Origin of the sequence: Pseudomonas sp. ARP3 (genome assembly GCF_001029595.1) — a bacterium.
Taxonomy (GTDB): domain Bacteria; phylum Pseudomonadota; class Gammaproteobacteria; order Pseudomonadales; family Pseudomonadaceae; genus Aquipseudomonas; species Aquipseudomonas rhodesiae.
Genome location: NZ_LEKF01000023.1, coordinates 32,883 through 59,095, shown reverse-complemented (window position 1 = coordinate 59,095; position 26,213 = coordinate 32,883). Strand labels below are relative to the sequence as shown.

The 26,213-nt window shown below is 59.8% G+C and carries 21 protein-coding genes and 4 tRNA genes; 9 read left to right on the top strand and 16 right to left on the bottom strand.

All coding sequences use genetic code 11. The features are described from left to right. The first annotated feature begins 106 nt into the window (after positions 1-106). Both zapE and ABX75_RS22510 read left to right on the top strand, forming a co-directional pair. On the top strand, positions 107-1,201 hold the full coding sequence (zapE, locus tag ABX75_RS22515) for a cell division protein ZapE (protein ID WP_047882690.1): 1,095 nt from the start codon (positions 107-109) through the stop codon (positions 1,199-1,201). A gap of 39 nt (positions 1,202-1,240) precedes the next feature. Next, on the top strand, positions 1,241-2,548 hold the full coding sequence (locus ABX75_RS22510) for a protein kinase (RefSeq protein WP_047882702.1): 1,308 nt from the start codon (positions 1,241-1,243) through the stop codon (positions 2,546-2,548). Between the two features lie 162 nt (positions 2,549-2,710). Here the strand turns inward: ABX75_RS22510 and ABX75_RS22505 are convergent, their stop codons facing one another. Next, on the bottom strand, positions 2,711-3,418 hold the full coding sequence (locus tag ABX75_RS22505; RefSeq protein WP_034098834.1) for a YebC/PmpR family DNA-binding transcriptional regulator: 708 nt from the start codon (positions 3,416-3,418) through the stop codon (positions 2,711-2,713). Positions 3,419-3,518: 100 nt separating this feature from the next. Then, complete coding sequence (locus ABX75_RS22500) at positions 3,519-4,376, bottom strand: LysR substrate-binding domain-containing protein (RefSeq protein WP_047882689.1); 858 nt, start codon at positions 4,374-4,376, stop codon at positions 3,519-3,521. A gap of 110 nt (positions 4,377-4,486) precedes the next feature. Here ABX75_RS22500 and ABX75_RS22495 point away from each other — a divergent pair, with 110 nt between their 5' ends. The 3 genes from ABX75_RS22495 (at position 4,487) to ABX75_RS22485 (ending at position 7,110) form a co-directional block, all read left to right on the top strand. Then, complete coding sequence (locus ABX75_RS22495; protein WP_047882688.1) at positions 4,487-5,614, top strand: 2-aminoethylphosphonate--pyruvate transaminase; 1,128 nt, start codon at positions 4,487-4,489, stop codon at positions 5,612-5,614. Further along, positions 5,611-6,438, top strand: coding sequence for a phosphonoacetaldehyde hydrolase (gene phnX, locus ABX75_RS22490; protein WP_040268768.1), 828 nt, complete (start codon positions 5,611-5,613; stop codon positions 6,436-6,438). The genes ABX75_RS22495 and phnX overlap by 4 nt, the downstream gene beginning before the upstream one ends. A gap of 114 nt (positions 6,439-6,552) precedes the next feature. Next, entirely contained in the window at positions 6,553-7,110 is a 558-nt protein-coding gene (locus tag ABX75_RS22485) for a cytochrome b (RefSeq protein ID WP_034098839.1), read from the top strand. Here the strand turns inward: ABX75_RS22485 and ABX75_RS22480 are convergent. Next, positions 7,100-7,990 (bottom strand): 1-aminocyclopropane-1-carboxylate deaminase/D-cysteine desulfhydrase, encoded by an 891-nt coding sequence (locus tag ABX75_RS22480; RefSeq protein ID WP_047882687.1) that lies wholly within the window; start codon positions 7,988-7,990, stop codon positions 7,100-7,102. The two genes, ABX75_RS22485 and ABX75_RS22480, sit on opposite strands and share 11 nt — an antisense overlap. 57 nt (positions 7,991-8,047) lie before the next feature. Continuing rightward, on the bottom strand, positions 8,048-10,087 hold the full coding sequence (locus ABX75_RS22475) for an NADPH-dependent 2,4-dienoyl-CoA reductase (RefSeq protein ID WP_047882686.1): 2,040 nt from the start codon (positions 10,085-10,087) through the stop codon (positions 8,048-8,050). A gap of 210 nt (positions 10,088-10,297) precedes the next feature. On the opposite strand from ABX75_RS22475, the gene ABX75_RS22470 reads away from it, so the two are divergent. Both ABX75_RS22470 and ABX75_RS22465 read left to right on the top strand, forming a co-directional pair. Continuing rightward, positions 10,298-11,428 (top strand): carbon-nitrogen hydrolase family protein, encoded by a 1,131-nt coding sequence (locus ABX75_RS22470; RefSeq protein ID WP_040268774.1) that lies wholly within the window; start codon positions 10,298-10,300, stop codon positions 11,426-11,428. A 4-nt stretch (positions 11,429-11,432) separates the two neighbouring features. Beyond that, on the top strand, positions 11,433-12,467 hold the full coding sequence (locus tag ABX75_RS22465) for an AraC family transcriptional regulator (protein ID WP_034098845.1): 1,035 nt from the start codon (positions 11,433-11,435) through the stop codon (positions 12,465-12,467). A gap of 313 nt (positions 12,468-12,780) precedes the next feature. Here ABX75_RS22465 and ABX75_RS22460 read toward each other — a convergent pair whose 3' ends face one another. From ABX75_RS22460 to ABX75_RS22410, 11 genes are all read right to left on the bottom strand, one after another. Next, a complete protein-coding gene (locus ABX75_RS22460; RefSeq protein WP_034098847.1) occupies positions 12,781-13,593 on the bottom strand; it encodes a DUF2242 domain-containing protein in 813 nt (270 codons plus the stop codon). Between the two features lie 168 nt (positions 13,594-13,761). Beyond that, a complete protein-coding gene (locus tag ABX75_RS22455) occupies positions 13,762-15,636 on the bottom strand; it encodes a SurA N-terminal domain-containing protein (protein ID WP_034114268.1) in 1,875 nt (624 codons plus the stop codon). Between the two features lie 230 nt (positions 15,637-15,866). Then, positions 15,867-16,139: an HU family DNA-binding protein gene (locus ABX75_RS22450; protein ID WP_003174819.1), complete on the bottom strand. Its 273-nt coding sequence runs from the start codon at positions 16,137-16,139 to the stop codon at positions 15,867-15,869. A 148-nt stretch (positions 16,140-16,287) separates the two neighbouring features. After that, entirely contained in the window at positions 16,288-18,684 is a 2,397-nt protein-coding gene (gene lon / locus ABX75_RS22445; RefSeq protein WP_034114270.1) for an endopeptidase La, read from the bottom strand. 161 nt (positions 18,685-18,845) lie between these two features. Next, positions 18,846-20,129 carry an ATP-dependent Clp protease ATP-binding subunit ClpX gene (clpX, locus tag ABX75_RS22440; protein ID WP_034098852.1) on the bottom strand — a complete coding sequence of 428 codons (1,284 nt, stop codon included), beginning with the start codon at positions 20,127-20,129 and terminating at the stop codon, positions 18,846-18,848. Positions 20,130-20,241: 112 nt separating this feature from the next. Beyond that, positions 20,242-20,877, bottom strand: a complete 636-nt coding sequence (gene clpP, locus ABX75_RS22435; protein WP_034098854.1) for an ATP-dependent Clp endopeptidase proteolytic subunit ClpP — start codon at positions 20,875-20,877, stop codon at positions 20,242-20,244. 91 nt (positions 20,878-20,968) lie between these two features. Further along, complete coding sequence (gene tig / locus ABX75_RS22430) at positions 20,969-22,279, bottom strand: trigger factor (RefSeq protein ID WP_034138643.1); 1,311 nt, start codon at positions 22,277-22,279, stop codon at positions 20,969-20,971. Between the two features lie 326 nt (positions 22,280-22,605). After that, positions 22,606-22,681: transfer RNA gene (locus ABX75_RS22425), tRNA-His, on the bottom strand. Between the two features lie 77 nt (positions 22,682-22,758). Then, positions 22,759-22,843: transfer RNA gene (locus tag ABX75_RS22420), tRNA-Leu, on the bottom strand. 56 nt (positions 22,844-22,899) lie between these two features. Further along, positions 22,900-22,975, bottom strand: a tRNA-His gene (locus ABX75_RS22415). Positions 22,976-23,007: 32 nt separating this feature from the next. Then, positions 23,008-23,084, bottom strand: a tRNA-Arg gene (locus ABX75_RS22410). Positions 23,085-23,359: 275 nt separating this feature from the next. Here ABX75_RS22410 and folD point away from each other — a divergent pair. After that, positions 23,360-24,214 carry a bifunctional methylenetetrahydrofolate dehydrogenase/methenyltetrahydrofolate cyclohydrolase FolD gene (gene folD, locus ABX75_RS22405; protein ID WP_034098858.1) on the top strand — a complete coding sequence of 285 codons (855 nt, stop codon included), beginning with the start codon at positions 23,360-23,362 and terminating at the stop codon, positions 24,212-24,214. 208 nt (positions 24,215-24,422) lie between these two features. Next, positions 24,423-25,346: a D-alanyl-D-alanine endopeptidase gene (gene pbpG / locus ABX75_RS22400; protein ID WP_047882685.1), complete on the top strand. Its 924-nt coding sequence runs from the start codon at positions 24,423-24,425 to the stop codon at positions 25,344-25,346. Between the two features lie 48 nt (positions 25,347-25,394). Here pbpG and ABX75_RS22395 read toward each other — a convergent pair whose 3' ends face one another. Next, complete coding sequence (locus tag ABX75_RS22395) at positions 25,395-26,057, bottom strand: peptidase C39 family protein (RefSeq protein ID WP_047882684.1); 663 nt, start codon at positions 26,055-26,057, stop codon at positions 25,395-25,397. Positions 26,058-26,213 lie beyond the last annotated feature (156 nt).

The following is a 26,213-nucleotide window of genomic DNA, read 5'->3' as shown; positions in this document are numbered from 1 at the left end:
TGGGGGGTCATGCGTTTTCGAGATGGCCGATGCGCGCCTTCGCGATTGGTCAAAACGTGAAGAGCATCCTAAAGTGAGCGACCTTTGACCCACAGAGTGATCCACAGTGGCCGTGCCGACTTTGATCCGTCGCCTGCTTGGTAAACAACGCGCGCCACGCAGCGACGCCTCCATCCCCGAGTTTTTTGCGCACAAAGCCCAACAACAGGGCTACACCCTCAGCGCCGGGCAGACCCGAGCGATTGCCGCCATGGCCCGCGAGACCGGCCACCTGCTCGACGGCCAAGCCACCCGTGGCCTGTACCTGCACGGGCCGGTGGGGCGCGGTAAGAGCTGGCTGTTGGACGGCTTTTTCCAGGCGCTGCCGCTGGCCGAGAAACAGCGGGTGCATTTCCACGATTTCTTCGCGCGCCTGCACCGGGGCATGTTCCAGCACCGTGAACAGGATGACGCGCTGGGCGTGACCCTCGATGAGCTGTTGGCAGATTGCCGGGTGCTGTGCTTCGACGAGTTCCACGTCCACGATATCGGCGATGCCATGCTTATCAGCCGATTGTTCAAAGCGCTGTTCCAGCGCGGCATGCTGGTGCTGGTCACCTCAAACTACGCGCCCGAAGGACTGCTGCCCAACCCGCTGTACCACGAGCGCTTCAAGCCGGTGATCGATCTGATCGCCGCGCGCATGGACGTGCTGGAAGTCAGCTCGCCACAGGACTTTCGCAGCCTGCCCCAGGCCCATGCCACGCAGCGCTTTACCGCCGGCGTCTACCTGTGGCCAGGCACGGCCGCGCAGCGTGCGGCCCTCGGCCTGCCGGCGCCCCAAGGCCCAGCGCAGCAGTTGCAGGTGGGCAATCGGCAACTGGTGTGTCGCCACCACCAAGCGCGCACCATCGTCTTCACCTTCGCCGATCTTTGCGAGCAACTGACGGCGGTGATGGACTACCTCTTGCTATGCGAGACGTTCGATCACTGGATCATCGACGGCCTGCCCCACCTGGCGCAGTGCCCGATTGCCGTACAACAACGCTTCATCAATCTGGTGGACGTGCTCTACGACCGCGACAAACGCCTGACCCTGATCGGCACCGAGCCTCTGGCCGACTGCCTGGCGGGCGAGGCCATCGACCTGGCCCGCACCGCCAGCCGCCTGAGCCAATTGCAACAGGTCGACCCGCAACTCGTGCCCGACCCGGTATCATGAGCGCCCTTTACGCCCCCTTGCCGAGTGACCGCGCCGTTCATGACTACCCTCGCCCAACTCAAGGCCGGCCAATTGGCCGGTATCACGCGCCTGGATCTTTCCTGCGGGCTCACCGAGTTTCCTCGGGAAATCTTCGAACTGGCCGACACCCTGGAAATCCTCAACCTCAGCGGTAACGCCCTGAGCCGCTTGCCGGACGACCTGCATCGCCTGCCGCACCTGCGCGTGCTGTTCTGCTCGGACAACGCCTTCACCGAACTGCCGACCTGCCTGGGTCAGTGCGCGAAATTGAGCATGATCGGCTTCAAGGCCAACCGGATCAGCCAAGTGCCCGCCGCCGCCCTACCGCCGCAGCTGCGCTGGCTGATCCTCACCGACAACTGCATTCGCCAGTTGCCCGAGGCGTTGGGTGAACGGCCATTGCTGCAAAAGCTGATGCTGGCCGGCAATCAACTGGAGCAACTGCCACGCAGCTTGGCTCAGTGCCACAACCTGGAGCTGATCCGCATCGCCTCCAATCGCCTCACCCACCTGCCGGACTGGCTGCTGTCACTGCCAAGCCTGACCTGGCTGGCTTATGCCGGCAACCCAGTGGAAATGGCAGTGGAAGTCCAGGCAGACGACACCACGCCGGATATTCCCTGGGGCGAATTGGCATTGGCCGATGTCCTTGGCGAAGGGGCTTCCGGCGTGATCCACAAAGCCTTGTGGAAACCCCAGGCCCTGCCGGTGGCGGTCAAGCTCTACAAAGGCACGATTACCAGCGACGGTTCACCGCTGCACGAAATGCAGGCGTGCATCGCCGCCGGGCGGCATCCCAACCTGATCAAGGTGCAAGGTCGCGTGGTCGGCCACCCCGATGACCAGGCCGCCTTGGTGATGGACCTGATCGAGCCGAGCTACCGCAACCTGGCCGCCCTGCCCAGCCTGGCGTCCTGCACGCGCGATATCTACGCGCCCGACACCCGCTTCAGCGCCGATGTCGCACTGCGTATAGCCCGTGGCATGGCTTCGGTGGCGGCGCATTTACACCGTCACGGCATCACCCATGGCGACCTGTACGCCCACAATATTCTGTGGAACGCGACGGGCGATTGTTTGCTGGGGGATTTTGGCGCGGCGTCATTCCATGCCGCGGCGGACACCGTGGAAACCCGGGCATTGCAGCGCATCGAAGTGCGAGCCTTCGGGGTGTTGTTGGGGGAATTGTTGGAGCGGATCGAGGGGGAACCCGTAGATGCGGCACTGGCGGCGTTGCAGGCGCGCTGCTGTCAGCCGGACGTGCTGGCGCGGCCGGGGTTCGAAGAGATCGAGGCGTTGCTGCACGCCATCTGCAACTTTGACTAATTAAGGCAATGTCAGAGGGGCTTCAAAACAGCTCGGATAGAAAATTACTGGATCAAAATGTGGGAGGGGCGGTGCGACAGTCAGCCCCGCTTTCACTGACACACCGTAATCGGGGGCAAGTCGAATCGTCGCACCGCCCCTCCCACCTTGCTCAGCCGTCGATCAGCCCGCCAGGCCGACGAACATGTCCTGCACGTCGTCGTGGTTGTCCAAGCCTTCGAGGAAGGCTTCGACTTCAGCCATCTGCTCGTCAGTCAAACCACTCACCGGATTCTTCGAGATATAGCCCAGCTTGGCCGATAGCACGGTGAAGCCTTGCTCCGGCAGGGCTTTCTGCACGGCGTCGAGGTCGGTGGTTTCGGTGATGAACAGGGTGGTGCCTTCTTCTTCGCCGTCCTCGAAATCCTGGGCGCCGGCTTCGATGGCGGCCATTTCAGGATCGGCGTCCGGGCTGTCCGGCGAGGCTTCGATCAAGCCGACGTGGTTGAAGTCCCAGGCTACCGAACCGGAAGCGCCCAGTTGGCCTTTGCGGAATGCCACGCGGATTTCCGCCACGGTGCGGTTGATGTTATCGGTCACACACTCGACGATCAGCGGCACCTGATGGGGCGCGAACCCTTCGTAGGTCACGCGGTGGTATTGCACGGTTTCGCCGAGCAGACCGGCGCCTTTCTTGATGGCGCGGTCCAGGGTTTCCTTGGGCATCGAGGCTTTTTTGGCCTGCTCCACCACCAGACGCAGGTGGGCGTTGGTCGCGGTGTCGGCACCGTTGCGCGCGGCGATGGTGATTTCTTTCACCAGCTTGCCGAAGATTTTGCCCTTGGCATTGGCTGCCGCTTCTTTATGTTTGACTTTCCACTGTGCGCCCATGACTCGCTCTCTTCTCGTCCATCGCGCCGAAACGTCTACTGGCCGGCGCTTTGGGGGCAGAGTTTATAGCGCGAGAACGCATCGTTCCACCAAAAAACCGTCACGGCGCCAGCTCGAAAAACGCTTGGATCAGGCGCAGGGAACGGCGTCGCTCCATGCAGCCGAGACTGTGCCGGTTCAGTAACCCCGCGCCGCGGATCGGCACCGCCCGCACCCGCGGGTCCTGGCTGACCTCCATCGACGACACCACGCCGACGCCCAATTGTGCGGCGACCGCCTCGGTCACCGCCTCACGGCTATCCAGCTCCAGCAGTACCTTGGGCTGCACAGCGGCGGCTTGGCAGGCGGCATCAAAGGTGCGGCGGGTGATCGAACTGGGCTCGCGCAGCACCATGATCACCTCATCGAGTTGCTTCAGCTCGATGCCGTTGGGCAGTTCCGTCCACGGGTGGTTGGACGGGACCAAGGCGCAGATATGCGATTCGCCCAAGGGCTGTAAATGCATGCCAGGGCGGGGTTCCACCTCGGTCAGCACCGCCACATCGGCATGCTCGGCCAACAGCGCGGCCAAGGTCTCCTGAGCATTGCCCAGCCGCAGGTTGACGGTGATGCCCGGGTACCGCGCGCGCAGGCTGGCGATCATCGGCATGACCAGGTGCGGACCGTCCGCCGCCACTTCCAGGCGCCCGCTGAGTAACTGGCGATTGGCTTCGAGCAGGGCCTGGGCCTCGTCCACCAGACCGAAGATCGCCCGGGTGATCGCCGCCAGCCGCGCGCCCTCCTCTGTCAACTCGACCCGCCGCGCCGTGCGGCGCAACAGCGGAATCTGATAGTGCTCCTCCAGGGCCTTGATATGCCCGGTTACCGCTGGCTGGCTGATAAACAGCCGCGCCGCCGCACGGGTAAAACTGCCCTCGCGGGCCACGGCATCGAATGCACGCAGTTGAAACAGGTTCATGCTTATCGGCCTCGCTGATAGCTCGCATAACAACAAACAATTTGATTGATATCACGCCAAACCGCAACGTAAGCGCCGTAGATTCAACCCAACGCTGAAGAGAACCCACAATGCTCCCTACGCCGATGCTGTTGACCCCAGGCCCCCTGACCACGTCTGCCCGCACCCGCCAGGCCATGCTGGTGGACTGGGGTTCCTGGGATGAGCGCTTCAACCAACTCACCGCCAGCGTCCGTGCGCAGTTGCTGGCAATCATTCATGGCGCCGACAGCCACCACTGCGTGCCCTTGCAGGGCAGCGGCACCTTCGCCGTCGAGGCAGCAATCGGCACTTTGGTGCCACGGGATGGCAAGGTGCTGGTGCTGGTCAACGGCGCCTACGGCAAACGCCTGGCGAAGATATGCGAAGTGCTCGGCCGTGCATTCAGCACCTTTGCAACCGCCGAGGACGAACCCACCACCGCCGCCGATGTGGACCGCCTGCTGCACGCCGATCCGTCGATTAGCCATGTCGCGCTGATCCATTGCGAAACCAGCACCGGCATTCTCAACCCGCTGCCGGCCATCGCCCAGGTGGTAAAAAGCCACGGCAAGCGCTTGATCGTCGACGCCATGAGTTCCTTCGGTGCGCTGCCGATCGATGCCCGCGAAGTGCCGTTCGACGCGCTGATAGCGGCCTCAGGCAAGTGCCTGGAAGGCGTGCCGGGCATGGGTTTTGTCTTTGTCGATAAACAGGCGCTGGCCACTGCTCAAGGCAACTGCCACTCCCTGGCGATGGACCTTTTCGAGCAGCACCGTTACATGGCCGAAACCGGCCAATGGCGCTTCACCCCGCCCACCCATGTGGTGGCGGCCCTGCACGAAGCGCTGCTGCAATACCACGAAGAAGGCGGTCTGCCCGCGCGCCATCAGCGCTACGCGCACAATTGTCAGACGCTGCTTGAGGGCATGGCCGAACTGGGCCTGCGCAGCTTTCTACCGGCGGCGATCCAAGCACCGATCATCGTCACCTTCCACGCCCCGCAACACTCGCGCTACCAGTTCAAGGAGTTCTACGAACGGGTCAAGGCCAAGGGTTTCATCCTCTACCCCGGCAAATTGACCCAGGTGGAAACCTTTCGCGTCGGCTGCATCGGCCATGTCGACTCTACCGACATGCGCGCCGCCGTAACCACCATCGCCCAGGTATTGCGCGCCATGGACATCCCTCTTCTCTCTGCGTCTGGAGTACCCGCATGAACTATCAAAACCCCACCAAACTCCAGGCCGCGATCCTGGATTGGGCCGGCACCGTGGTCGACTTCGGCTCCTTCGCGCCCACGCAGATTTTTGTCGAGGCCTTCGCCGAGTTCGGCGTGCAGGTGTCCATCGACGAAGCCCGTGGTCCGATGGGCATGGGCAAGTGGGACCATATCCGCACCCTGTGCAATCAGCCGCAGGTGGCCGAGCGCTACCGCCAAGCATTCGGGCGCACGCCCACCGATGACGACGTGACGGCCATTTACAAGCGCTTTATGCCCCTGCAGATCGAGAAGATCGCCGAGCATTCGGCGCTGATCCCCGGCGCGCTCGACACCATCGCCACACTGCGTGCCCAGAACATCAAGATCGGCTCCTGCTCCGGCTACCCCAAGCAGGTGATGGACAAAGTGGTCGCCCTGGCCGCGCGCAACGGCTACGTCGCCGACCATGTGGTCGCCACTGACGAAGTACCCAATGGCCGCCCATGGCCCGCCCAGGCCCTGGCGAATGTGATCGCCCTGGGCATTGACGACGTGGCAGCGTGCGTAAAAGTCGACGACACCGTACCGGGCATCCTCGAAGGCCGCCGCGCCGGCATGTGGACCGTGGCGCTGACCTGCTCCGGCAATGCGCTGGGGCTGACCTATGCGCAATTTCGCGCCCTCGACGCCGCCACGCTGGCCAGCGAACGCAGGCGAATCGAAGCGATGTTCGAAGGCTCGCGGCCCCACTACTTGATCGACACCATTACCGACCTGCCGGCGGTCATCGCCGACATCAACCAACGCCTGGCCCGCGGCGAAATACCGCAAAGCCACTGATTGAGGTCAAAACAACGGCCATCGCAGCGGGCAAATCGTTGGAAACAGGCTTACAGTAGAAATACTTCGTCACAAAAGAACGAAGGCATGCCCTGACCGATGAGGATCCCAGCGATGCCGTGGAAAAATTCCGATACGCGCTACAGCACCATGTCGATTGCGCTGCACTGGTTGATGGTGGTGCTGCTGGCGGTGGTTTACGCCTGCATTGAGCTACGCGGGCAGTTCCCCAAGGGCAGCGGCGCACGCACGTTGATCGTGGAAATGCACTTTATGTTCGGCCTTACCGTGTTCGTGCTGGTGTGGCTGCGCCTGTTCGCCCGGAGCCTGGGGGTCGCGCCAAAGATCATCCCCACCCCGCCGCCATGGCAGAGCCTGCTGGCCACACTGATGCACTGGGCGCTGTACGCCTTGATGATCGGCATGCCGATTGCCGGTTGGCTGATCGTCAGCGCCGAAGGGCATTCAGTGATGTTCTATGGTCTTGAGCTGCCACCGCTGATCGCTGAAAACAAGGCGTTGGCCAAAGAGATCGAAGGTTGGCATGTGCTGTTCGGCAAAATCGGCTACTGGCTGATCGGCCTGCATGCGCTGGCGGGAATCGTGCACCACTATGTGATTCGCGATAACACCGCGCTGCGGATGATGCCGGGTAAGCGCGCTAACCTGTGAACCCGCGACGGCCCTGCAAGCCACCGGTGTGCACAAAGATCAGACGCGTGCCGGGCGAGAACCGCCCGGCCTCGATCTGCTGCTTCAACGCCAACAGCGCCTTGCCGGTATAGAGCGGCTCCAGCGGCAGGCCAGTGGCGCGTTCGGTGGTTTGCATAAAGTCGAGCAATGCCGCGTCGACCTTGGCGAACCCACCGCGGCTGGCCTCCAGCAATTCGTAGCCACCCGCCACAATCGCCTCCACATTCTGGGCCACGCCGTGATCATCCGGCACCGCCATCGCACCGTACACCGGGTGCGCGCCCGCTTCCGCCAGGGCCAAACCTGCCAGGGTCGTCCCCGTGCCGGCGGCCAGCCACCAAGCGTCGTAAGCGTTCCAACCCAGCTTGCTCAATTGCCCACGGACCTGTTCCACCAGCACCGCGCAACCCATCGCACCGGCGAGCCCGCCGCCGCCTTCGGGCACCGGATACAACTGCGGGTATTGCTCACGCCACGGCAGCCAGAAGTCCGCCCCGTGGCGCGCGCGATAGCCGGCGTAGCCCAGCCAATGCAGGTGCATGCCAAAGGCTTTCAGGTCGAGGACGGTGGGGGTGTCTTGAGGATGGCCGCGCAACAGGCCGACAGTGGCGAAACCAAAGCGCTCACCCGCTGCCGCCAAGGCATGCAAATGGTTGGAGTAAGCCCCGCCCAGGCTGATGATGCCACGGGCACCGGCCTGCTCTGCCTGCCTCAAATGCTCGGTGAGTTTGAACCACTTGTTGCCGCTGATCAGGGGGTCTATACGGTCCAGGCGCAGCACAGCCAGCTCGATGCCGTTCAGCCAATCGAGGTGCAATGGTTCAAGGGGAGCGATGGGAAGCCAATCGAAGGGGCCCATGGGGGTGGATCTGCCTGGCAAACGGGGCGGTAGTCTAGCACCGCCCCGCTCAGGGCCTTACAGCTCGGCGGCGAGGCGCGAACCTTGGTTGATCGCGCGCTTGGCGTCCAGCTCGGCCGCCACGTCTGCGCCGCCGATCAGGTGCACGTTCTGCCCGGCGGCGACCAGGCCGTCCTGCAAGTCGCGCAGCGGGTCCTGACCGGCGCAGATGACGATGTTGTCCACCGCCAGCAACTGCGGCTCGCCCTCGGCGCCGATACGGATATGCAGGCCTTGGTCATCGATCTTCAGGTACTCGACGCTGTTAAGCATCTGCACCTGCTTGTTCTTCAAGCCGGTGCGGTGGATCCAACCAGTGGTCTTGCCCAGGCCATCGCCGACCTTGGAAGCCTTGCGTTGCAGCAGGAACACTTCTCGCGCCGGCGCATGGGGCTGGGGCTTGATACCGGCCACACCGCCACGGGCCTGCAGTTGGGTGTCGATGCCCCATTCCTTCCAGAACGCCTCACGGTCCAGGCTGGTGGACACGCCCTGATGCACCAGGAACTCCGATACGTCGAAGCCAATGCCGCCGGCGCCGATCACCGCCACGCGCTGGCCGACCGGCTGGCGTTCGAGGATCACGTCCAGGTAGCTCAGCACCTTGGGGTTGTCGATCCCTGGGATGGCCGGGGTGCGCGGCGCAATGCCGGTGGCCAGGATGATTTCGTCATAGCCGCCGGCCACCAGTTGCGCCACGTCCACGCGGGTATTGAGGCACACCTCGACATGGGTGGTCTGCAATTTGCGTTTGAAGTAGCGCAGGGTTTCGAAGAATTCTTCTTTGCCCGGTACGCGTTTGGCGATATTGAACTGACCGCCGATCTCGCTGGCGGCATCGAACAGGGTCACTTGGTGCCCACGCTCGGCGGCCACCGTCGCCGCCGCCAGACCGGCGGGGCCGGCACCGACCACGGCAATTTTCTTGATCTGTTTGACCGGCAGGTAGTTAAGCTCGGTTTCGTAGCACGCACGGGGGTTGACCAGGCAGGTGGTCAGCTTGCCGCCGAAGGTGTGATCCAGGCACGCCTGGTTGCAGCCGATGCAGGTGTTGATCTCATCGGCACGCCCGGCGGCCGCCTTGTTGACGAACTCGGGGTCGGCAAGGAACGGCCGCGCCATCGACACCATGTCGGCATCGCCTTCGGCGAGGATGCGCTCGGCAATCTCCGGAGTATTGATGCGGTTGGTGGTGATCAGCGGGATCTGCACCGCACCGCGCAACTTGGCGGTGACTTTGCTGAACGCGCCACGCGGCACTTTAGTGGCAATGGTCGGGATGCGTGCTTCGTGCCAGCCGATACCGGTGTTGATGATGGTCGCACCGGCCTGCTCGATGGCCTTGGCCAGTTGCACGATTTCTTCCCAGGTGCTGCCACCTTCCACCAGGTCGAGCATCGACAGGCGGAAGATAATAATGAAATTCGGCCCCACCGCTTCGCGCACACGACGCACGATTTCAACGGCCAGGCGCATGCGGTTCTCGTAGCTGCCGCCCCAACGGTCGGTGCGGTGGTTGGTGTGCGCGGCGAGGAACTGGTTAATGAAGTAGCCTTCAGAGCCCATGATTTCAACGCCGTCGTACTCGGCGACCTGAGCCAGCCGCGAGCAAGTGACGAAATCCTGGATCTGTTTTTCGATGCCTTCCTCGTCCAACTCCTTGGGCTTGAACGGGTTGATCGGCGCCTGAATCGCGCTCGGTGCCACTTGCTTGGGGCTGTAGGCATACCGCCCGGCGTGGAGGATCTGCATGCAGATCTTACCGCCCGCCGCATGCACCGCTTGGGTCACGATTTTGTGCTTCTGGGCTTCTTCCTCGGTGGTCAACTTGGCCGCGCCGGCGTACACACCACCCTCATCGTTGGGGCCAATACCGCCGGTGACCATCAAGCCCACACCACCCCGGGCGCGCTCGGCAAAATAGGCGGCCATGCGCTCGAAGCCGCCGGGTTTTTCTTCCAGGCCGGTGTGCATCGAACCCATCAGGGTACGGTTGCGCAAGGTGGTAAAGCCCAGGTCCAACGGGGCCAGCAGGTGCGGGTAAGCAGCGGCGGTCATGGTACAGCTCCACGGCAGGTCATCACGGGACGTGGCCGGCTCGAATGGCCGACCATCGGTTTATGCCCACAGACTAAGAGGCGGTTACCTACTGCTCAATGACTGAAACTGACAAGTTATTGATCCAAATGTACAGCACCCCTTGGCAAGCCAAGGCATGGGCCCTACCCTAGCCGCCGAACCCAGCACCCGGTCTGTTGTCTGTTGCCCATGCGTAAACTTCTAGCGTTCACCGTCACCCTGGCCCTGGTTGCCGCCGTCACCGCGTATCTGGTCTGGACCCAGGAGCGCCCTGTGGCGCATTACCTGTCGGACCTGCGCATCACCCTGGCCGTCAACGAAGGCGTACCAGCCGACCGAGGCAACCTGCTAGGCATCCAGCCGGAGTTGTTCCCCGCCGACTACCAGAGCCTGGAACGCCTGCACCTGAAACTCGCCGCGTATCTGCAAAACGCCCGCGACCAAGGCTTGATCAACGACAAGACCATTGTGGTGCTGCCCGAACACATCGGCACCTGGCTGATGCTCACCGGCGAAAAGAACGAGGTCTATCAAGCGCTGCACCTCAAGGAGGCGATGAACTGGCTGTCGATCAGCAACCCGGTGCAGTTCGTGCGCGCCTGGATCAGCGCCACCGGCGCCGACCGCATGGACGACGCCTACCTACGCATGAAAGCGCCCGCCATGGCTCGCGACTATCAGGTACTGTTCGGCGGGCTGGCCAAAGAGTTCGGCGTGACCCTGGTGGCCGGCTCCATCGCCCTGCCCAACCCGAGCATCAGCCAACGGCAACTGCAGATCGGCCACGGCGCCCTGTACAACGCCAGCGTGGTATTCGCTGCGGACGGCTTGCCCATCGGCGATCCCCAGCGCCAGCTCTACCCGATCTACGACGAGCGCGAATTTATCCAGCCCGGCGATGAAAACGTGGTTAGCGTGGTAGATACGCCGGCCGGTCGATTGGGCGTGTTAGTGGGCAGCGACAGCTGGTACCCGGATAACTACCGCAAGCTCAACGAAAACGGTGCCCATCTGATCGCCGTACCGGCGCTGGTCACAGGCCGTGACACCTGGGACCGGCCATGGCGCGGCTTCAAGAGCGTTTCCACGCCGCCGGAAGTCAGCCTCAAGCCCGAGGAACTCAGTGAGGGCGAGGCTTGGCGTCGACTCACGTTGATCAGCCAGCAACCCGTCAGCCAGGCCAGCGCCGGCATGAGCGTGTTTCTACGCGGGCAGTTCTGGGACCTGGGCACTGCAGGGCACAGCTTTCTCAGCAGCAACGGGCAGATCAGCGCCGATGGCGACGCCCGTGGCGCGCGCATGCTGAATATCTGGCTGTAACGCCGTGAAACCAGTGCGCCTGGGGGACTTGTCGGTGGGCTTCGTGCACACCTTGGCCGACGCGGTGCACAGCCATGGCCTGGACCCGCAACCCCTGCTGCTGCAATACGGCCTCGACCCGGCGCGGTTGGCCGAAGCCGGCGCGCGCTTATCTATACCCCGCTATATGCGTCTGGGCCACGCCGCCATACAGCTCACTGGCGACCCTGCCCTGGGCCTGCGCATGGGCCAGCTCAGCCGTCTGAGCCAGGCTGGACTCGCCGGTGTCACCGCCGCCCAAGCACCCACCGTGCGCGAGGCCGCACGCACGCTGACGCGCTTTGAACCGCTGTACGGCTCCAACTACCGGGGGCAATCGAGCTTTCACGAGGACGCCCAAGGCGCTTGGCTGCGCTTCTATTCCATCAGCCCATATAACGCCTACAACCGCTTTGTGGTCGACTCGATCATCGCTGGCTGGCTGCATCAATTGTCCAGCCTGGCCCAGCAATCGGTGCAGGCCCAGCGGATCGAGATCGAATTTCAAGCCCCCGACTACAGCGAACGCTATAGCCTGCTGGGCGATAGCCCTGTGCATTTCGGTGCTGACCTGAACCAACTGCGTCTGAGCCAAGCCACCCTGGCCTTGCGCAACCCGCAACATTGCCCAAGTACCTGGCACCTGTTGCTGCAATTGTGCGAACGGGAGTTGGAGCAGTTGACGCGCACTCGCAGCCTGAGCGAGCGCATTACCCGTTTGCTCGGGCCGATGCTCAATGGCGGTCGGGAACCCGACCTGGAAGAAGTGGCGGCACGCTTGAAGCTGCCGACCTGGACCCTGCGACGCAAACTGACGGAAGAAGGCACCCAGTTTCGCGCGATTCTCAATGACACCCGCCGCGACCTGGCCATGACCTATATCCGCGATACGGAACTGGCCTTCGGCGAAATCGCCTACTTGCTCGGGTTTGCCTCAGCCCAGGCCTTTCAACGCGCGTTCAGGCGATGGAACAACCAGACCCCAGGGGAGTTTCGCCGCAGTCAGCGGCATTCCGCCTGAGGTCGGTGTTACAGCTCGGTGGCATCGTCGGCCGGATCCAAAGGGTCCAGTTCAAACGCCTGATACTCCAACAGCTCTTCTTGATAATCGTCCATGGTGTGCTCCCTGTTTTGTATGAGAAAAGCCGGCGTAGAGCGGCCTTAGCAAATGACCCGAATACTCAGCCTAAAGTGCCGTGATGACGAAAAAAAGTCAGCGCCATGACGTTTCTGCACTTGAGGATTAAACGTAGCAGCAGGTCGGTGATTTAGCCCAGGGAGGCAGTGGAGGCACTCGCCGCTACGGGATCAGCGTCGATCCCGTAGCGTGTTGATTACTGTGCAGGCGTAGGCAGCGGGGGAATGGCTTCTGTCGGCGCGGGCAGGTCGGGATTGGTCGGCGCGGGAGCAGGCGTAGGTTCTGGCGCGGGGGCTGCTTCGGGCGCCGCCTGAGGCGCAATCGGCGCGGGTTCTGCCGGTGGAGCGAGCGGTTGCGAGGCGGCAGGCACAGCAGGCTGATCCTTGGGAGCCTCGACTTTCTCGGCGGCCGGTTCGGTTTTAGGCTCCGGCACCCCCAGTTCAGCCTTCGGCTTCTCCGGAATATGCTCGGCCTTCTTCACTTCCTGGGGCAGGAACACGTCCACCAGCGCAAAGTAGCGCTCATAGAACTTGGGCGCGGACACCGTTTCACTGGCGACCTTGACCATGGAGTCATCGGTGGAGCCGATCGGCATCGACACCGAACCCAGCACCCCCACTCCCAGGCTCGCCGAGTTGTTGACCTTCTTCAGCGCGTAGCGGTCCTGCAAGGCGTTGGCAAACATCGTTGAATGTTTCTTGCCTTTGCCGTCGTCGGCACACACCACGTTGAAACTGATCTGCAAATGGGTTTCGCCACTCTGCTGGAAGCTCTTGTTGCCCACCACCAGTTTTGGGTCGCTGCTGGTGATGATGTAGCCCTGGCTCAGCAACGCACGCCGTGCGGCTTCGCACGCCGCCACATCGCTGACCGGGTAGTCCCGGGAAAAGGTGCCGGAATCGTCGAAGTTCTCATGTTCATAAATAGCGGTCTTGGGTGACGAGCAGCCCGCGGCGCCCGCCAACACCAACGCCAACCCGAGGCTGCGCAAGTGAAATGATGTCGACATTGATAATCCTGAGGAAAACGATCTGGGCGGTATTGTGCAACAGAACGAGGGGCAGGCGCGCGTATTCCTGTCGGTAAAACGTCACAGGTTGACTACGCCCTCCTGAACGAACGCCCACGAAAAAGCCCCCGGACTTTTCAGGCCGGGGGCTTCTTGTTCAAGCCGGCATCAATATTTCTTGATGTCAGCCTTGGTTTCCAACTGTTTACGGTAAGCCGCGAAGTCCTGTTGACCGACACGGGAAGCGAGGAAGCGGCGGTACTGCGCCTTTTCTTCGTCCGATGGAGCGGCGGCTTCGTTGACACCGTTCAACCGCACGATCATCAGGCTACCATCGGCCAGGGTCACGGTGGTGAAGGTCGGCTTGTCCTTGGACGCAGGTTTTGGCATGCGGAACAAGGCTTGCAGCACGGCAGGATCAATCCCTTCCTGGCCACGGGTAGCCGCTTCGGTAACTTTCCACGCCTGACCGTCAATCGGCTGGTTCAGCGGGGTCTTGCCATCACGCAGACTGGCAATCAGCTCGTCGGCATGGGTCTTGGCCGCCGCGCTGGCGCGCTCCTTGGTCATCTGTGCACGGATTGCCGTGGCAACGCTCTCCAGCGGCAATTGCGCTGGTTTGCGGTGCTCCTTGGCACGCAGCACGATGATGGTTTCAGGGTCCAGCTCGATGGCGCTACTGTTAGCGCCTTCATCCAGCACTTCCGGGCTGAATGCGGCGGTCACCACTGCCCTGTTAGCCGCGACCCCTTCACCGCCGTCACGGCCAAATGGCGCCGAGGTGTGCACAGTGAGCTTGAGGTCAGACGCCGGCTGAGTCAGGTCGGACGCTTCGAATGCCGCATCCTCCAACTGCTTGGTGGCTTCGACGAAACGCTGCTCGACCTGCTGAGTCTTCAGCTCGCGGGTCAGCTTGTCCTTCAAGCTGGCGAAAGTCGGCACTTCAGGTGCTTCAACCCCCAGCAGCTTGATCAAGTGCCAGCCAAAGGTGGTGCGCACCGGTACCGAGACCTGGTCTTTGTTCAAAGCGTACAGGGCGGTTTCGAAATCCGGATCGTAAACGCCAGGGCCGGCGAAACCGAGGTCGCCGCCGTTGCTGGCCGAACCAGGGTCCTGGGAGAACTCCTTGGCCAAGGCTTCGAACTTCTCACCTTTGGCCAGGCGTGCCTGGATTTCTTCGATCTTCGCTTTCGCCTGAGCGTCGGTGACCTTGTCGTTGACTTCAATCAGGATATGCGCGGCACGACGCTGTTCAGCGAGGTTGGCGATTTCCTTTTGATAAGCCGCCTGCAGCTCGTCGTCCTTGACGTTGACCTGATCAAAGAAGGACGACTTCTTCAACTCAAGGTAATCAATGACCACTTGGTCAGGGGTCATGAACTCTTTGGCGTGCTGATCGTAGTAGGCCTTGACCTCCTCGTCGGTCAGCTTCACCGCTGCAGGATTGGCCTTGATGTTGACGGTGGCGAAATCGCGGGTCTGTTTCTCCAGACGGGCAAAAGCCAGCACCTCGGCGTCGGTAACGAAACCACTGCCGGCAATACCTGCGCGAACCTGGCCGATAAGCATTTCTTGCGTCAGCATCTGACGGAATTGCAAACGGGTATAGCCCAGCTGACGAATCACCTGATCAAATCGTTCTGGACTGAATTTGCCATCCACCTGGAATTCCGGTGTCTGCAGGATCACCTGATCCAGCGCGGCTTCAGAGAAGCCAAACTTGGAATCGGCGGCACCTTGCAGCAGCAGCTTGCGATCGATAAGGCCCTTGAGGGCCGCCTCGCGCAGCAGTTTTTCGTCCAGCAGCGAAGCATCGAAATCTTTGCCCAGCTGTTGCATCAGCTGGCGCCGTTGCATGTCGACGGCCTGGCTCAGTTCGGTCTGGGTGATGGTTTCACCGTTGACCTTGGCCACGTCCTGCTTGGTGTTGGTCGAAGCCTGGAAAATCGCTTCGATACCGGTGAACGCCATCAATGCGACGATGATCCCGATAATGGTCTTGGCAATCCAGCCTTGTGAATTGTCCCTGATATTTTGCAGCATGCGTCCCCCAGAAACGGTTGAACTTCAAAAATTGGCAACCGTGGAGCGTGGGTAGAGTCCGGATAGAAGAAAGGCGCATCCGAGGATGCGCCTTCTCGTAACTGGCGGAGCGGACGGGGGTTTGAACCCACACCCCCGGCGTGGCGACCCAATGGATACGTGGGTCAGCTGCCGCTCCGCTGCCAGGCCAGACCTGCGTCTGACCCGGGTAGGTAAGGCTTGATCGAAACTTAGTTGACGGCTTCTTTCAGGGCTTTACCGGCTTTGAAACCTGGTTTCTTGGCAGCAGCGATTTGCAGTGCTTTGCCAGTCTGTGGGTTGCGGCCAGTGCGAGCTGGGCGGTCAGTCACAGAGAAAGTACCGAAGCCTACCAGTACCACGGAGTCGCCGGCCTTAAGAGCGCCAGTGACGGATTCGATTACTGCATCCAGCGCACGGCCAGCAGCAGCTTTCGGGATATCAGCGGATGCAGCGATAGCATCAATCAGTTCCGACTTGTTCACTCTAAGTCCCCTTATATATCTATTGAGTATGATTCTAAGTTTTTTGGTGAAAGCAAAAACCAGTGCTGAATGGCCTACAGACACTTAAGAGCCGCTTTATAACAAGGGCTCTAAAAAGCTGTCAAGGAAGCCTCCAGGCTTATTCGCATTAATGCGTGCTAATTCTTTCCTTGGAATCAGACTCTCGTTTTTCGTCCTTAGCAACTATCTCCGGGGCCACATCCGGCAAGGGCTCCGGCGCGTATTGCAGCGCAATTTGCAGGACCTCGTCAATCCATTTAACGGGTTTAATCTGAAGATCTTGCTTGATATTGTCAGGAATTTCCTTCAAGTCGCGAACATTCTCTTCAGGAATGATCACGGTCTTGATTCCACCCCGGTGCGCGGCAAGCAATTTCTCTTTCAGACCACCAATGGCCAATACTTGACCACGCAGAGTAATTTCCCCGGTCATGGCTACATCAGCGCGTACCGGAATACCGGTCAATGCCGACACCAGCGCGGTGCACATGCCCACGCCGGCGCTTGGACCATCCTTCGGGGTTGCCCCTTCCGGCATATGGATATGGGTGTCGTGCTTCTCGTGGAAGTCCAAGGGGATCCCCAGGCTCCGAGCGCGACTGCGCACCACGGTCTGCGCGGCGGTGATGGACTCGACCATCACATCCCCCAGGGAACCGGTCTTGATCAACTGGCCCTTGCCAGGGATCACGGCAGCTTCAATGGTCAGCAGCTCACCACCCACCTGAGTCCACGCCAAACCCGTCACCTGCCCGACCTGATCCTGCTGTTCAGCCAGCCCGTAACGGAATTTGCGCACGCCCAGGAAGTGCTCCAGGGAGTCGGACGTGACCTTCACCGCGAAGCGTTTTTCCAGAGCATGCTCTTTGACCGCCTTGCGGCAGATCTTCGCGATCTGGCGCTCAAGCCCCCGCACACCGGCCTCGCGGGTGTAGTAACGCACGATGTCGCGAATCGCTTCGACCTCGAACTCAATCTCGCCCTTCTTAAGGCCATTGGCCGATGTCTGCTTGGGCGCGAGGTACTTGACCGCGATGTTGATCTTCTCGTCTTCGGTGTAACCCGGCAGACGAATCACCTCCATCCGATCCAGCAGCGCTGGCGGAATATTCATGGAGTTGGAGGTGCACAGGAACATGACGTCGGATAAGTCGTAATCGACTTCGAGGTAATGGTCGTTGAAATTGTGGTTTTGCTCAGGATCGAGAACCTCGAGCAAGGCCGAGGCCGGATCGCCACGCATGTCGCTGCCCATTTTGTCGATTTCATCGAGCAGGAACAGCGGATTGCGCACGCCGACTTTGGTCATCTTTTGAATCAATCTTCCTGGCATCGAACCGATATAGGTGCGGCGATGGCCACGAATTTCCGCTTCATCCCGCACGCCACCCAGGGCCATGCGGACGAATTTACGGTTGGTGGCATTGGCGATGGATTCGGCCAGAGAGGTCTTGCCCACGCCAGGCGGCCCGACCAGGCACAGCACCGGCCCGCGGATTTTCTTCACGCGCTTCTGTACGGCGAGGTATTCAAGGATGCGCTCCTTAACCTCTTCAAGGCCGTAGTGGTCGGCGTCGAGAATGTCTTCGGCGCGGGCCAGGTCCAGGCGCACCTTGGTCTGAGCCTTCCACGGCACCTGCACCAGCCAGTCGATATAGGAGCGCACCACGGTGGCTTCGGCCGACATCGGCGACATTTGCTTGAGCTTGTTCAGCTCGGCGGTGGCTTTAGTCAAAGCATCTTTAGGTAGACCCGCGGCATCGATGCGCTTTTTCAGCTCTTCGATTTCGTTGTGGCCTTCCTCGCTGTCGCCGAGCTCTTTCTGAATGGCCTTCATCTGCTCATTCAGGTAGTACTCACGCTGGCTGCGCTCCATCTGCTTTTTAACGCGGCCACGAATGCGCTTTTCAACCTGCAGCAGGTCGATTTCAGCATCCAACAACGCCAGCACATGTTCGACGCGAGCCGGCAGGTCGATGATTTCGAGGATGTCCTGCTTCTGCTCGATCTTCAGCGCCATATGGGCAGCCATGGTATCGACCAGGCGGCTGGGTTCATCAATGCTATTAAGAGAAGATAGGACTTCAGCCGGGACTTTCTTGCCCAACTGTACATACTGCTCGAATTGCGAGAGCAGACTGCGTACGAACACTTCAGACTCGCGCTCCGGGGCCTCGATCTCATCGATCAACGCCACCTCGGCACGTAGGTGGCCATCCACCTCCATGAAGCGTTCCACCGCGCCGCGTTGCTCGCCTTCCACCAGCACCTTGACGGTGCCGTCCGGCAGTTTGAGCAATTGCAGAACAGTAGCAACAGTGCCGACCCGGTACAGGGCGTCTTCGCCTGGATCATCATCAGCTGGATTTTTCTGGGCCAACAGCAGGATCTGCTTGTCGCCCGTCATCGCGGCCTCGAGGGCTTCGATAGACTTCTCGCGCCCCACGAACAGCGGGATAACCATGTGCGGATAGACGACAACATCACGCAACGGCAGGAGAGGCAATTCGATGGTGGTCTTCATGATTTCGCCTCTATGACAGTTCAAAAGTAAGCATGAAGCCAAGATGGGGGCTGCATGCAAAAAAAACAAGCTTATTGCCGGCAGTTAAACGCAGTAAAAACCTACAAAAAAACAAAGGGGCCCCTGGAGGCCCCTTTGTCTGTACCGAAACCGCGAAACGCTTACGCGTCTGGCGCAGCCTTGGCAGCCGGCTCACTGTTTTCATAGATATACAGTGGCTTGGACTTACCTTCTATAACGCTTTCGTCGATCACCACTTTACTCACCTCGGACTGCGAGGGGATTTCATACATGGTGTCGAGCAACACACCTTCGAGGATCGAGCGCAAACCGCGCGCACCGGTCTTACGCTCCAGTGCCCGCTTCGCTACAGATTTGAGCGCATCGGTACGGAACTCGAGGTCTACACCTTCCATTTCGAAAAGCTTGGCGTATTGCTTGGTCAGGGCGTTTTTCGGCTCGGTGAGGATCTGAATCAGAGCAGCCTCATCCAGCTCATCCAACGTAGCCAGGACCGGCAGACGGCCGACGAATTCCGGGATCAGACCGAACTTGACCAAATCGTCAGGCTCGACTTCACGCAGGGACTCGCCCACTTTCTTGCCTTCTTCCTTGCTGCGCACTTCTGCGCTGAAACCGATGCCGCCACGGGTAGAACGGTTTTGAATAACCTTTTCCAGACCGGAGAACGCACCGCCACAGATGAACAGAATATTACGCGTATCAACCTGAAGGAATTCCTGCTGCGGGTGCTTGCGGCCACCTTGCGGCGGTACGGATGCAACCGTGCCTTCAATCAGTTTCAACAGCGCTTGCTGCACACCCTCGCCGGACACGTCTCGAGTAATGGACGGGTTGTCGGATTTGCGCGAAATCTTGTCGATTTCGTCAATGTAGACAATACCCATCTGGGCCTTCTCGACATCGTAATCACATTTTTGCAGCAGTTTCTGAATGATGTTCTCGACGTCCTCGCCCACGTAGCCAGCCTCGGTGAGGGTGGTCGCGTCAGCGATGGTGAAGGGAACGTTCAGCAGGCGAGCGAGGGTCTCCGCAAGCAGGGTCTTACCCGAACCTGTAGGACCGATCAGCAAGATGTTGCTCTTGCCGAGTTCGACCTCTTCACCTTTCTTGTCACGCTGATTCAAGCGCTTGTAGTGGTTGTACACCGCTACGGCCAGAATCTTCTTGGCACGCTCTTGACCGATCACATACTGGTCAAGAATGCCGCTGATTTCTTTGGGCGAAGGCAATTTATGCGCGCTGCTTTCGGCCTGGGCTTCCTGCACCTCCTCGCGGATGATGTCATTGCACAGGTCGACGCACTCGTCGCAGATAAAGACCGAGGGGCCGGCAATCAATTTGCGTACTTCATGCTGGCTTTTGCCACAGAAGGAGCAATAGAGCAGCTTGCCGTTGTCCTCGCCGTTGCGGGTGTCAGTCATTCGTTCGATCCAAATCCGATAGGCTTGCAACACAAGATGAAGGCTTATGCGGGCTTTTTCAAGCCCGCCGATGATCGGCTACGCCGACCCACCTTATTTTGAGCGGCTTATATTATGCGGGGCGGTGGTCAATCACTGCGTCGATCAACCCGTATTCACGCGCCATTTCCGCACTCATGAAATTGTCACGGTTGGTATCACGCTCGATTTCTTCCAGCGTGCGACCACTGTGCTTGGCCATCAGCGTATTCAAACGCTCGCGGATGAAGAGGATTTCCTTGGCGTGGATCTCGATATCCGACGCCTGACCTTGGAAACCACCCAATGGCTGGTGAATCATCACGCGGGAGTTCGGCAGACAGAAACGCTTGCCCGGAGCACCCGCAGTCAGCAGGAATGCGCCCATGCTGCACGCCTGGCCGATACAAGTGGTCGACACGTTTGGCTTGATGAACTGCATGGTGTCGTAGATCGACATGCCCGCAGTCACCGAACCACCCGGCGAGTTGATGTAAAGATGGATGTCCTTGTCCGGGTTTTCCGCTTCAAGGAACAGCAGTTGCGCGCAAATCAGGTTGGCCATGTAGTCCTCTACCGGACCAACCAGAAAGATCACTCGCTCCTTGAGCAGGCGCGAGTAGATGTCGTAGGCGCGTTCGCCACGAGCGGACTGCTCGACAACCATCGGGACCAGGCCGCCGGCGGCCTGGATATCAGAGTTCTGCTGAATATAGGAATTACGGAACATGCTCTGCAGTTACTCCCAAATAGTCATGTCTTGAAAACGCATAAGCCAGCGCGAGGCTGGCTTATGGTTGTATTTCCAACGAGTTGGACAATCAGTCGGCTTGTGCTGCTTCCGCCGGTTTGACTGCTTCTTCGTAAGAGACCGCTTTATCGGTCACCTTAGCCTTCTGCAGAACAGTATCCACAACTTGTTCTTCCAGCACAACCGAACGTACTTCGTTCAGCTGCTGGTCGTTCTTGTAGTACCAAGCCACGACCTGCTCAGGCTCCTGATAGGCCGAAGCCATCTCCTGGATCATTTCACGAACGCGATCTTCGTCAGGCTTGAGGTCGAATTGCTTGACCACTTCAGCCACGATCAAACCCAGCACTACGCGACGCTTGGCTTGCTCTTCGAACAGCTCGGCAGGCAGTTGATCAGGCTTGATGTTGCCACCAAACTGCTGAACGGCTTGAACGCGCAGGCGATCCACTTCATTGGACAGCAGAGCCTTAGGTACTTCGATCGGGTTGGCGGCCAGCAGACCGTCCATGACCTGGTTCTTCACCTTGGACTTGATGGCCTGGCGCAGCTCACGTTCCATATTCTTGCGAACTTCGGCGCGGAAACCTTCGATGCCGGTTTCTTTAATACCGAACTGAGCGAAGAACTCTTCATTCAGCTCTGGCAGCTTAGGCTCGGAAACGCTGTTGACGGTCACGGTGAACTCGGCGGTTTTACCGGCCAGGTCCAGGTTCTGATAGTCAGCCGGGAAGGTCAGGTTCAAAACGCGCTCTTCGCCGGCTTTAGCGCCAACCAGGCCATCTTCGAAACCAGGGATCATGCGGTTGGAACCCAACACCAGTTGAGTGCCCTTGGCAGAACCGCCAGCGAATACTTCGCCGTCAACCTTGCCAACGAAATCGATGTTCAGTTGGTCTTCGTTCTGGGCGGCACGCTCGACCACTTCAAAACGGGTGTTCTGCTTGCGCAGGATTTCCAGCATGTTGTCGAGATCGGAATCGGCCACTTCAGCGCTCAGGCGCTCGATAGCGATACCCTCGAAGCCGGCAACTTCGAATTCAGGGAACACTTCGAATACGGCTACGTATTCCAGGTCCTTGCCTGCTTCCAGGGACTTAGGCTCGATCGAAGGCGAGCCGGCTGGGTTCAGCTTTTGCTCGACAACGGCTTCGTAGAAAGAAGCCTGAATGACGTCACCAACAGCTTCCTGACGCGCATCGGCACCAAAACGACGCTTGATTTCGCTCATCGGCACTTTGCCTGGACGGAAACCAGCGATCTTGGCCTTCTGGGCAGTCTGCTGCAGACGCTTGTTGACCGCAGTCTCGATACGCTCTGCCGGCACGGTGATGCTCAGGCGGCGCTCGAGAGCAGTAGTATTTTCAACAGAAACTTGCATGGATATTCCTCGTTGCACAGACGTTAGCCGGCCATTTCCGACCCCAATCAAGGGCATGCATTCTAGTGGGTCAAACTCAAGAAGTCACCCTACTGGAAATATGCTCGCAAACAGCCGGCAATTTATCGGCACGAGAGCACTGCTGCACCTCGCCCCGCTGACAAATACAGCCAATCATGCCAGGGCTCTGTGCCGCCTCTTCTATATATAGGAGAGGCCATCACTTCCATCCCTGACACTGCGACCCGGTAGCTACGGCCGCCCACGATCCGAACCGCCAAAACCAAAAAAGGCGCCAGACTGTTAAATCTGGCGCCTTTCGAATATGGGGTGGACGAAGGGGATCGAACCCTCGACAACGGGAGTCACAATCCCGTGCTCTACCAACTGAGCTACGCCCACCATATTGCGTTAACAAAGAAACCAAACCACTTCTTTGTCGAGCCCTGCCCGATCCTACGACCGAACAACGCTTTAATTGGTGCGGATGAAGAGACTCGAACTCTTACGCCTCGCGGCGCTGGAACCTAAATCCAGTGTGTCTACCAATTCCACCACATCCGCGCTTGAAGCTCTTAAAGCAAAGGCGCCAGACTGTAAAATCTGGCGCCTTTAAAATATGGGGTGGACGAAGGGGATCGAACCCTCGACAACGGGAGTCACAATCCCGTGCTCTACCAACTGAGCTACGCCCACCATATAGCGCTACTTGTGCCAAAGCTGCCTAATGGCGCACCCGGCAGGACTCGAACCTGCGACCATCCGCTTAGAAGGCGGATGCTCTATCCAGCTGAGCTACGGGCGCCTTATTAATCTGTACTCTTGGAGGATTACAAACTAAGTGCTTCCAGCCTTACAGAACAGTGATTCTGCTTGACCTTCTTAACCAGTGCTAGGCTGTGCCCGACAAGTGCGACGAATAGTATAGAGCCCCCTGAAACCCGTCAAATCTTTTTTAAAAAAAATTCATTTTATTTAAGGAGTTAGGGCAATTTGCAGACCAACCGCCTTTGCCCTCACGTCTTAGCGTGCGAGAATGCGCGCACTTTTCTTCCCCCTCTCGATGGTTAATCACGCGTAATGACTGCACAACTTATCGACGGCAAATCAATCGCCGCCAGCCTGCGCCAGCAGATCGCCAAACGGGTCGCAGAGCGCAGCCAGCAAGGCCTGCGCACACCGGGACTCGCGGTGATCCTGGTCGGCAGCGATCCTGCGTCTCAGGTTTATGTCTCGCACAAGCGTAAAGACTGTGAAGAGGTCGGCTTTATTTCCAAGGCCTACGACCTGCCTGCGCAGACCACCCAGCAGGCCCTGACCGACCTGATCGACAGCCTCAACGAGGACCCGACGATAGACGGTGTGCTACTGCAACTGCCCCTGCCGGATCACCTGGACGCGTCCAAATTGCTTGAGCGCATTCGCCCGGACAAAGACGTCGACGGTTTCCATCCTTATAACGTCGGGCGCCTGGCACAGCGCATCCCGCTGCTGCGCCCCTGCACCCCCAAAGGCATCATGACCCTGCTGGAAAGCACCGGTGTAGACCTGTACGGTCTCGATGCCGTGGTGGTGGGCGCCTCGAACATCGTCGGTCGCCCGATGGCCATGGAGCTGTTGCTGGCCGGCTGCACCGTAACCGTGACCCATCGTTTCACCAAGGACCTCGCCGGCCACGTCGGACGCGCCGACCTGGTGGTGGTTGCCGCCGGCAAGCCGGGCCTGGTCAAAGGTGAGTGGATCAAAGAGGGCGCCATCGTTATCGACGTCGGCATCAATCGTCAGGAAGACGGCAAGCTGGTGGGCGACGTGGTCTACGACACCGCCCTGCCCCGCGCCGGCTGGATCACGCCGGTGCCAGGCGGCGTCGGCCCGATGACCCGCGCCTGCCTGCTGGAAAATACCCTGTACGCCGCGGAAACCCTGCACGATTAATAACCGCATGTACTGAAGAAGCCCCGCCTTATCGCGGGGCTTTTTATTAGCCGGAATAAAACCTGTTTTTTCTTTTGTTTTTAAGCACTTTCGTCTGGTTCTGTAAGAACATTCGACAGTTTCTGATCCATACTCCTAAAATGTAACGCCATTTATCAAAAACCCGTTTTCCTAACGGTATTTCTTACTTTTTAGCGAGTTCATCCGCGTGAAAATTCGTCTTTCCATCATCAGCCTATTTTTCGCATTCACAGGCACTGTCGCGCACGCCGCCGAAACCGCTCTGGCGCCCCGCGATCCTTCCAAACTGCAAATAGCTTCCGGCAGCGCCATGCTGGTCGACTTGCAAACCAACAAAGTCATCTATGCCAGCAACCCCGACGTGGTGGTGCCCATTGCGTCTGTGAGCAAGCTGATGACCGGCCTGATCGTCCTCGAAGCCAAGCAAAACATGGACGAGTACATCGATATCAACATCACCGATACGCCCGAAATGAAAGGTGTGTTCTCCCGCGTGAAGATCGGCAGCGAAATGCCGCGCAAAGAAATGCTGCTGATCGCCCTGATGTCCTCGGAAAACCGTGCCGCCGCCAGCCTGGCCCACCACTATCCGGGCGGCTATTCGGCGTTTATCGCGGCGATGAACGCCAAGGCCAAGGCCCTCGGCATGACCAGCACCCACTATGTCGAACCCACTGGCCTGTCGATCCACAACGTATCCACCGCTCGCGACTTGAGCAAGCTGTTGGCCGCTGCGCGCAAGTACCCGATGTTGAGCCAGTTGAGCACCACCAAGGAAAAGACCGTAGCCTTCCGCAAGCCCAACTACACCCTGGGTTTCTCCAACACTGACCATCTGATCAACCGCGCCAACTGGGATATCAAGCTGACCAAGACCGGCTTCACCAACCAAGCCGGCCATTGCCTGGTGCTGGTCACCAGCATGGGCAATCGACCGGTGTCGCTGGTGATCCTCGATGCTTTCGGCAAGTACACCCACTTCGCCGACGCCAGCCGTATCCGCAGTTGGGTCGAGACCGGTAAGGGCGGCGCGGTGCCGGATGTCGCGTTGCGCTACAAAGCCGACAAAAATCTGAAAAACCGCGCGAATTCCGCCGAGGTCCGGCGCTGAATAACACCGAAGAACCGATGGGAGGGGCTTTGCGCCCTGCCCCCATTGTTATCGGTGATCCGCCAAGACTTTAAGCGCCTGCGCTGCCGCCCGCTCCTGCCCGGCCTGGGCCGTGGCATCGGCCGCCTCGCGCCAGCGCTGCGCATCCACATTGGCCGGCAACTGGCTCGGGCGCTGGGTGAGGATCGCCCAATGTCCGGCACTGGCCCATTTCGATTCAAAATCGCTGAAGCTCATCAATAGCCGCCGGTCCATGCCCGAGCGCAGTAACACCGTGCTCTTTTGCTGATTGAAGCCCACCACCACGACATACCGCGCGTCGGACCAGAGCCCGCCGCCGAGGCGCGCCATCACCGGATAACCTGCGGCCACCTGCGCCAGCACGGCGGTCAATTTGGCCTCCAACGGGTACACCATCAGCCCATATTCGCGCGCCAATTGCGGCATCGTGCGCTCCAGGTTTGCCTCGCCGCCCGGCAAATGCAGCGGTTTATCCAGCAGCCCCGGTGTCATCACAATGCCTTGTTGCGACAGCATGCTGGCTAATGCAGCAGGGCCGCTTTGATAGACCTCGCTGCGAAAGGTCGGCACGCCATTGAGTTCGACCCGTTCAGGCAGGCCCGGTAGTTTTGAGGGTTGCCCGGCACACGCGGTGAGCCCCAGGGTGAAGGCCAGCAGCAGGGACGTTGGAAGATTCGACCGTAACCGCACTTTTCTACTCTCTTGATCAGCCGTCGGTGAGGGCGCTGATCATAGCCCAATCACGTTTGTGTCGGGCCTGGATATAGCGAACTCGTTGGACAGACACGACCATTGGTCAATAGCAGGCAACCGCCAGGTAGCTAGACTGTCCATTGAGAAGACTGT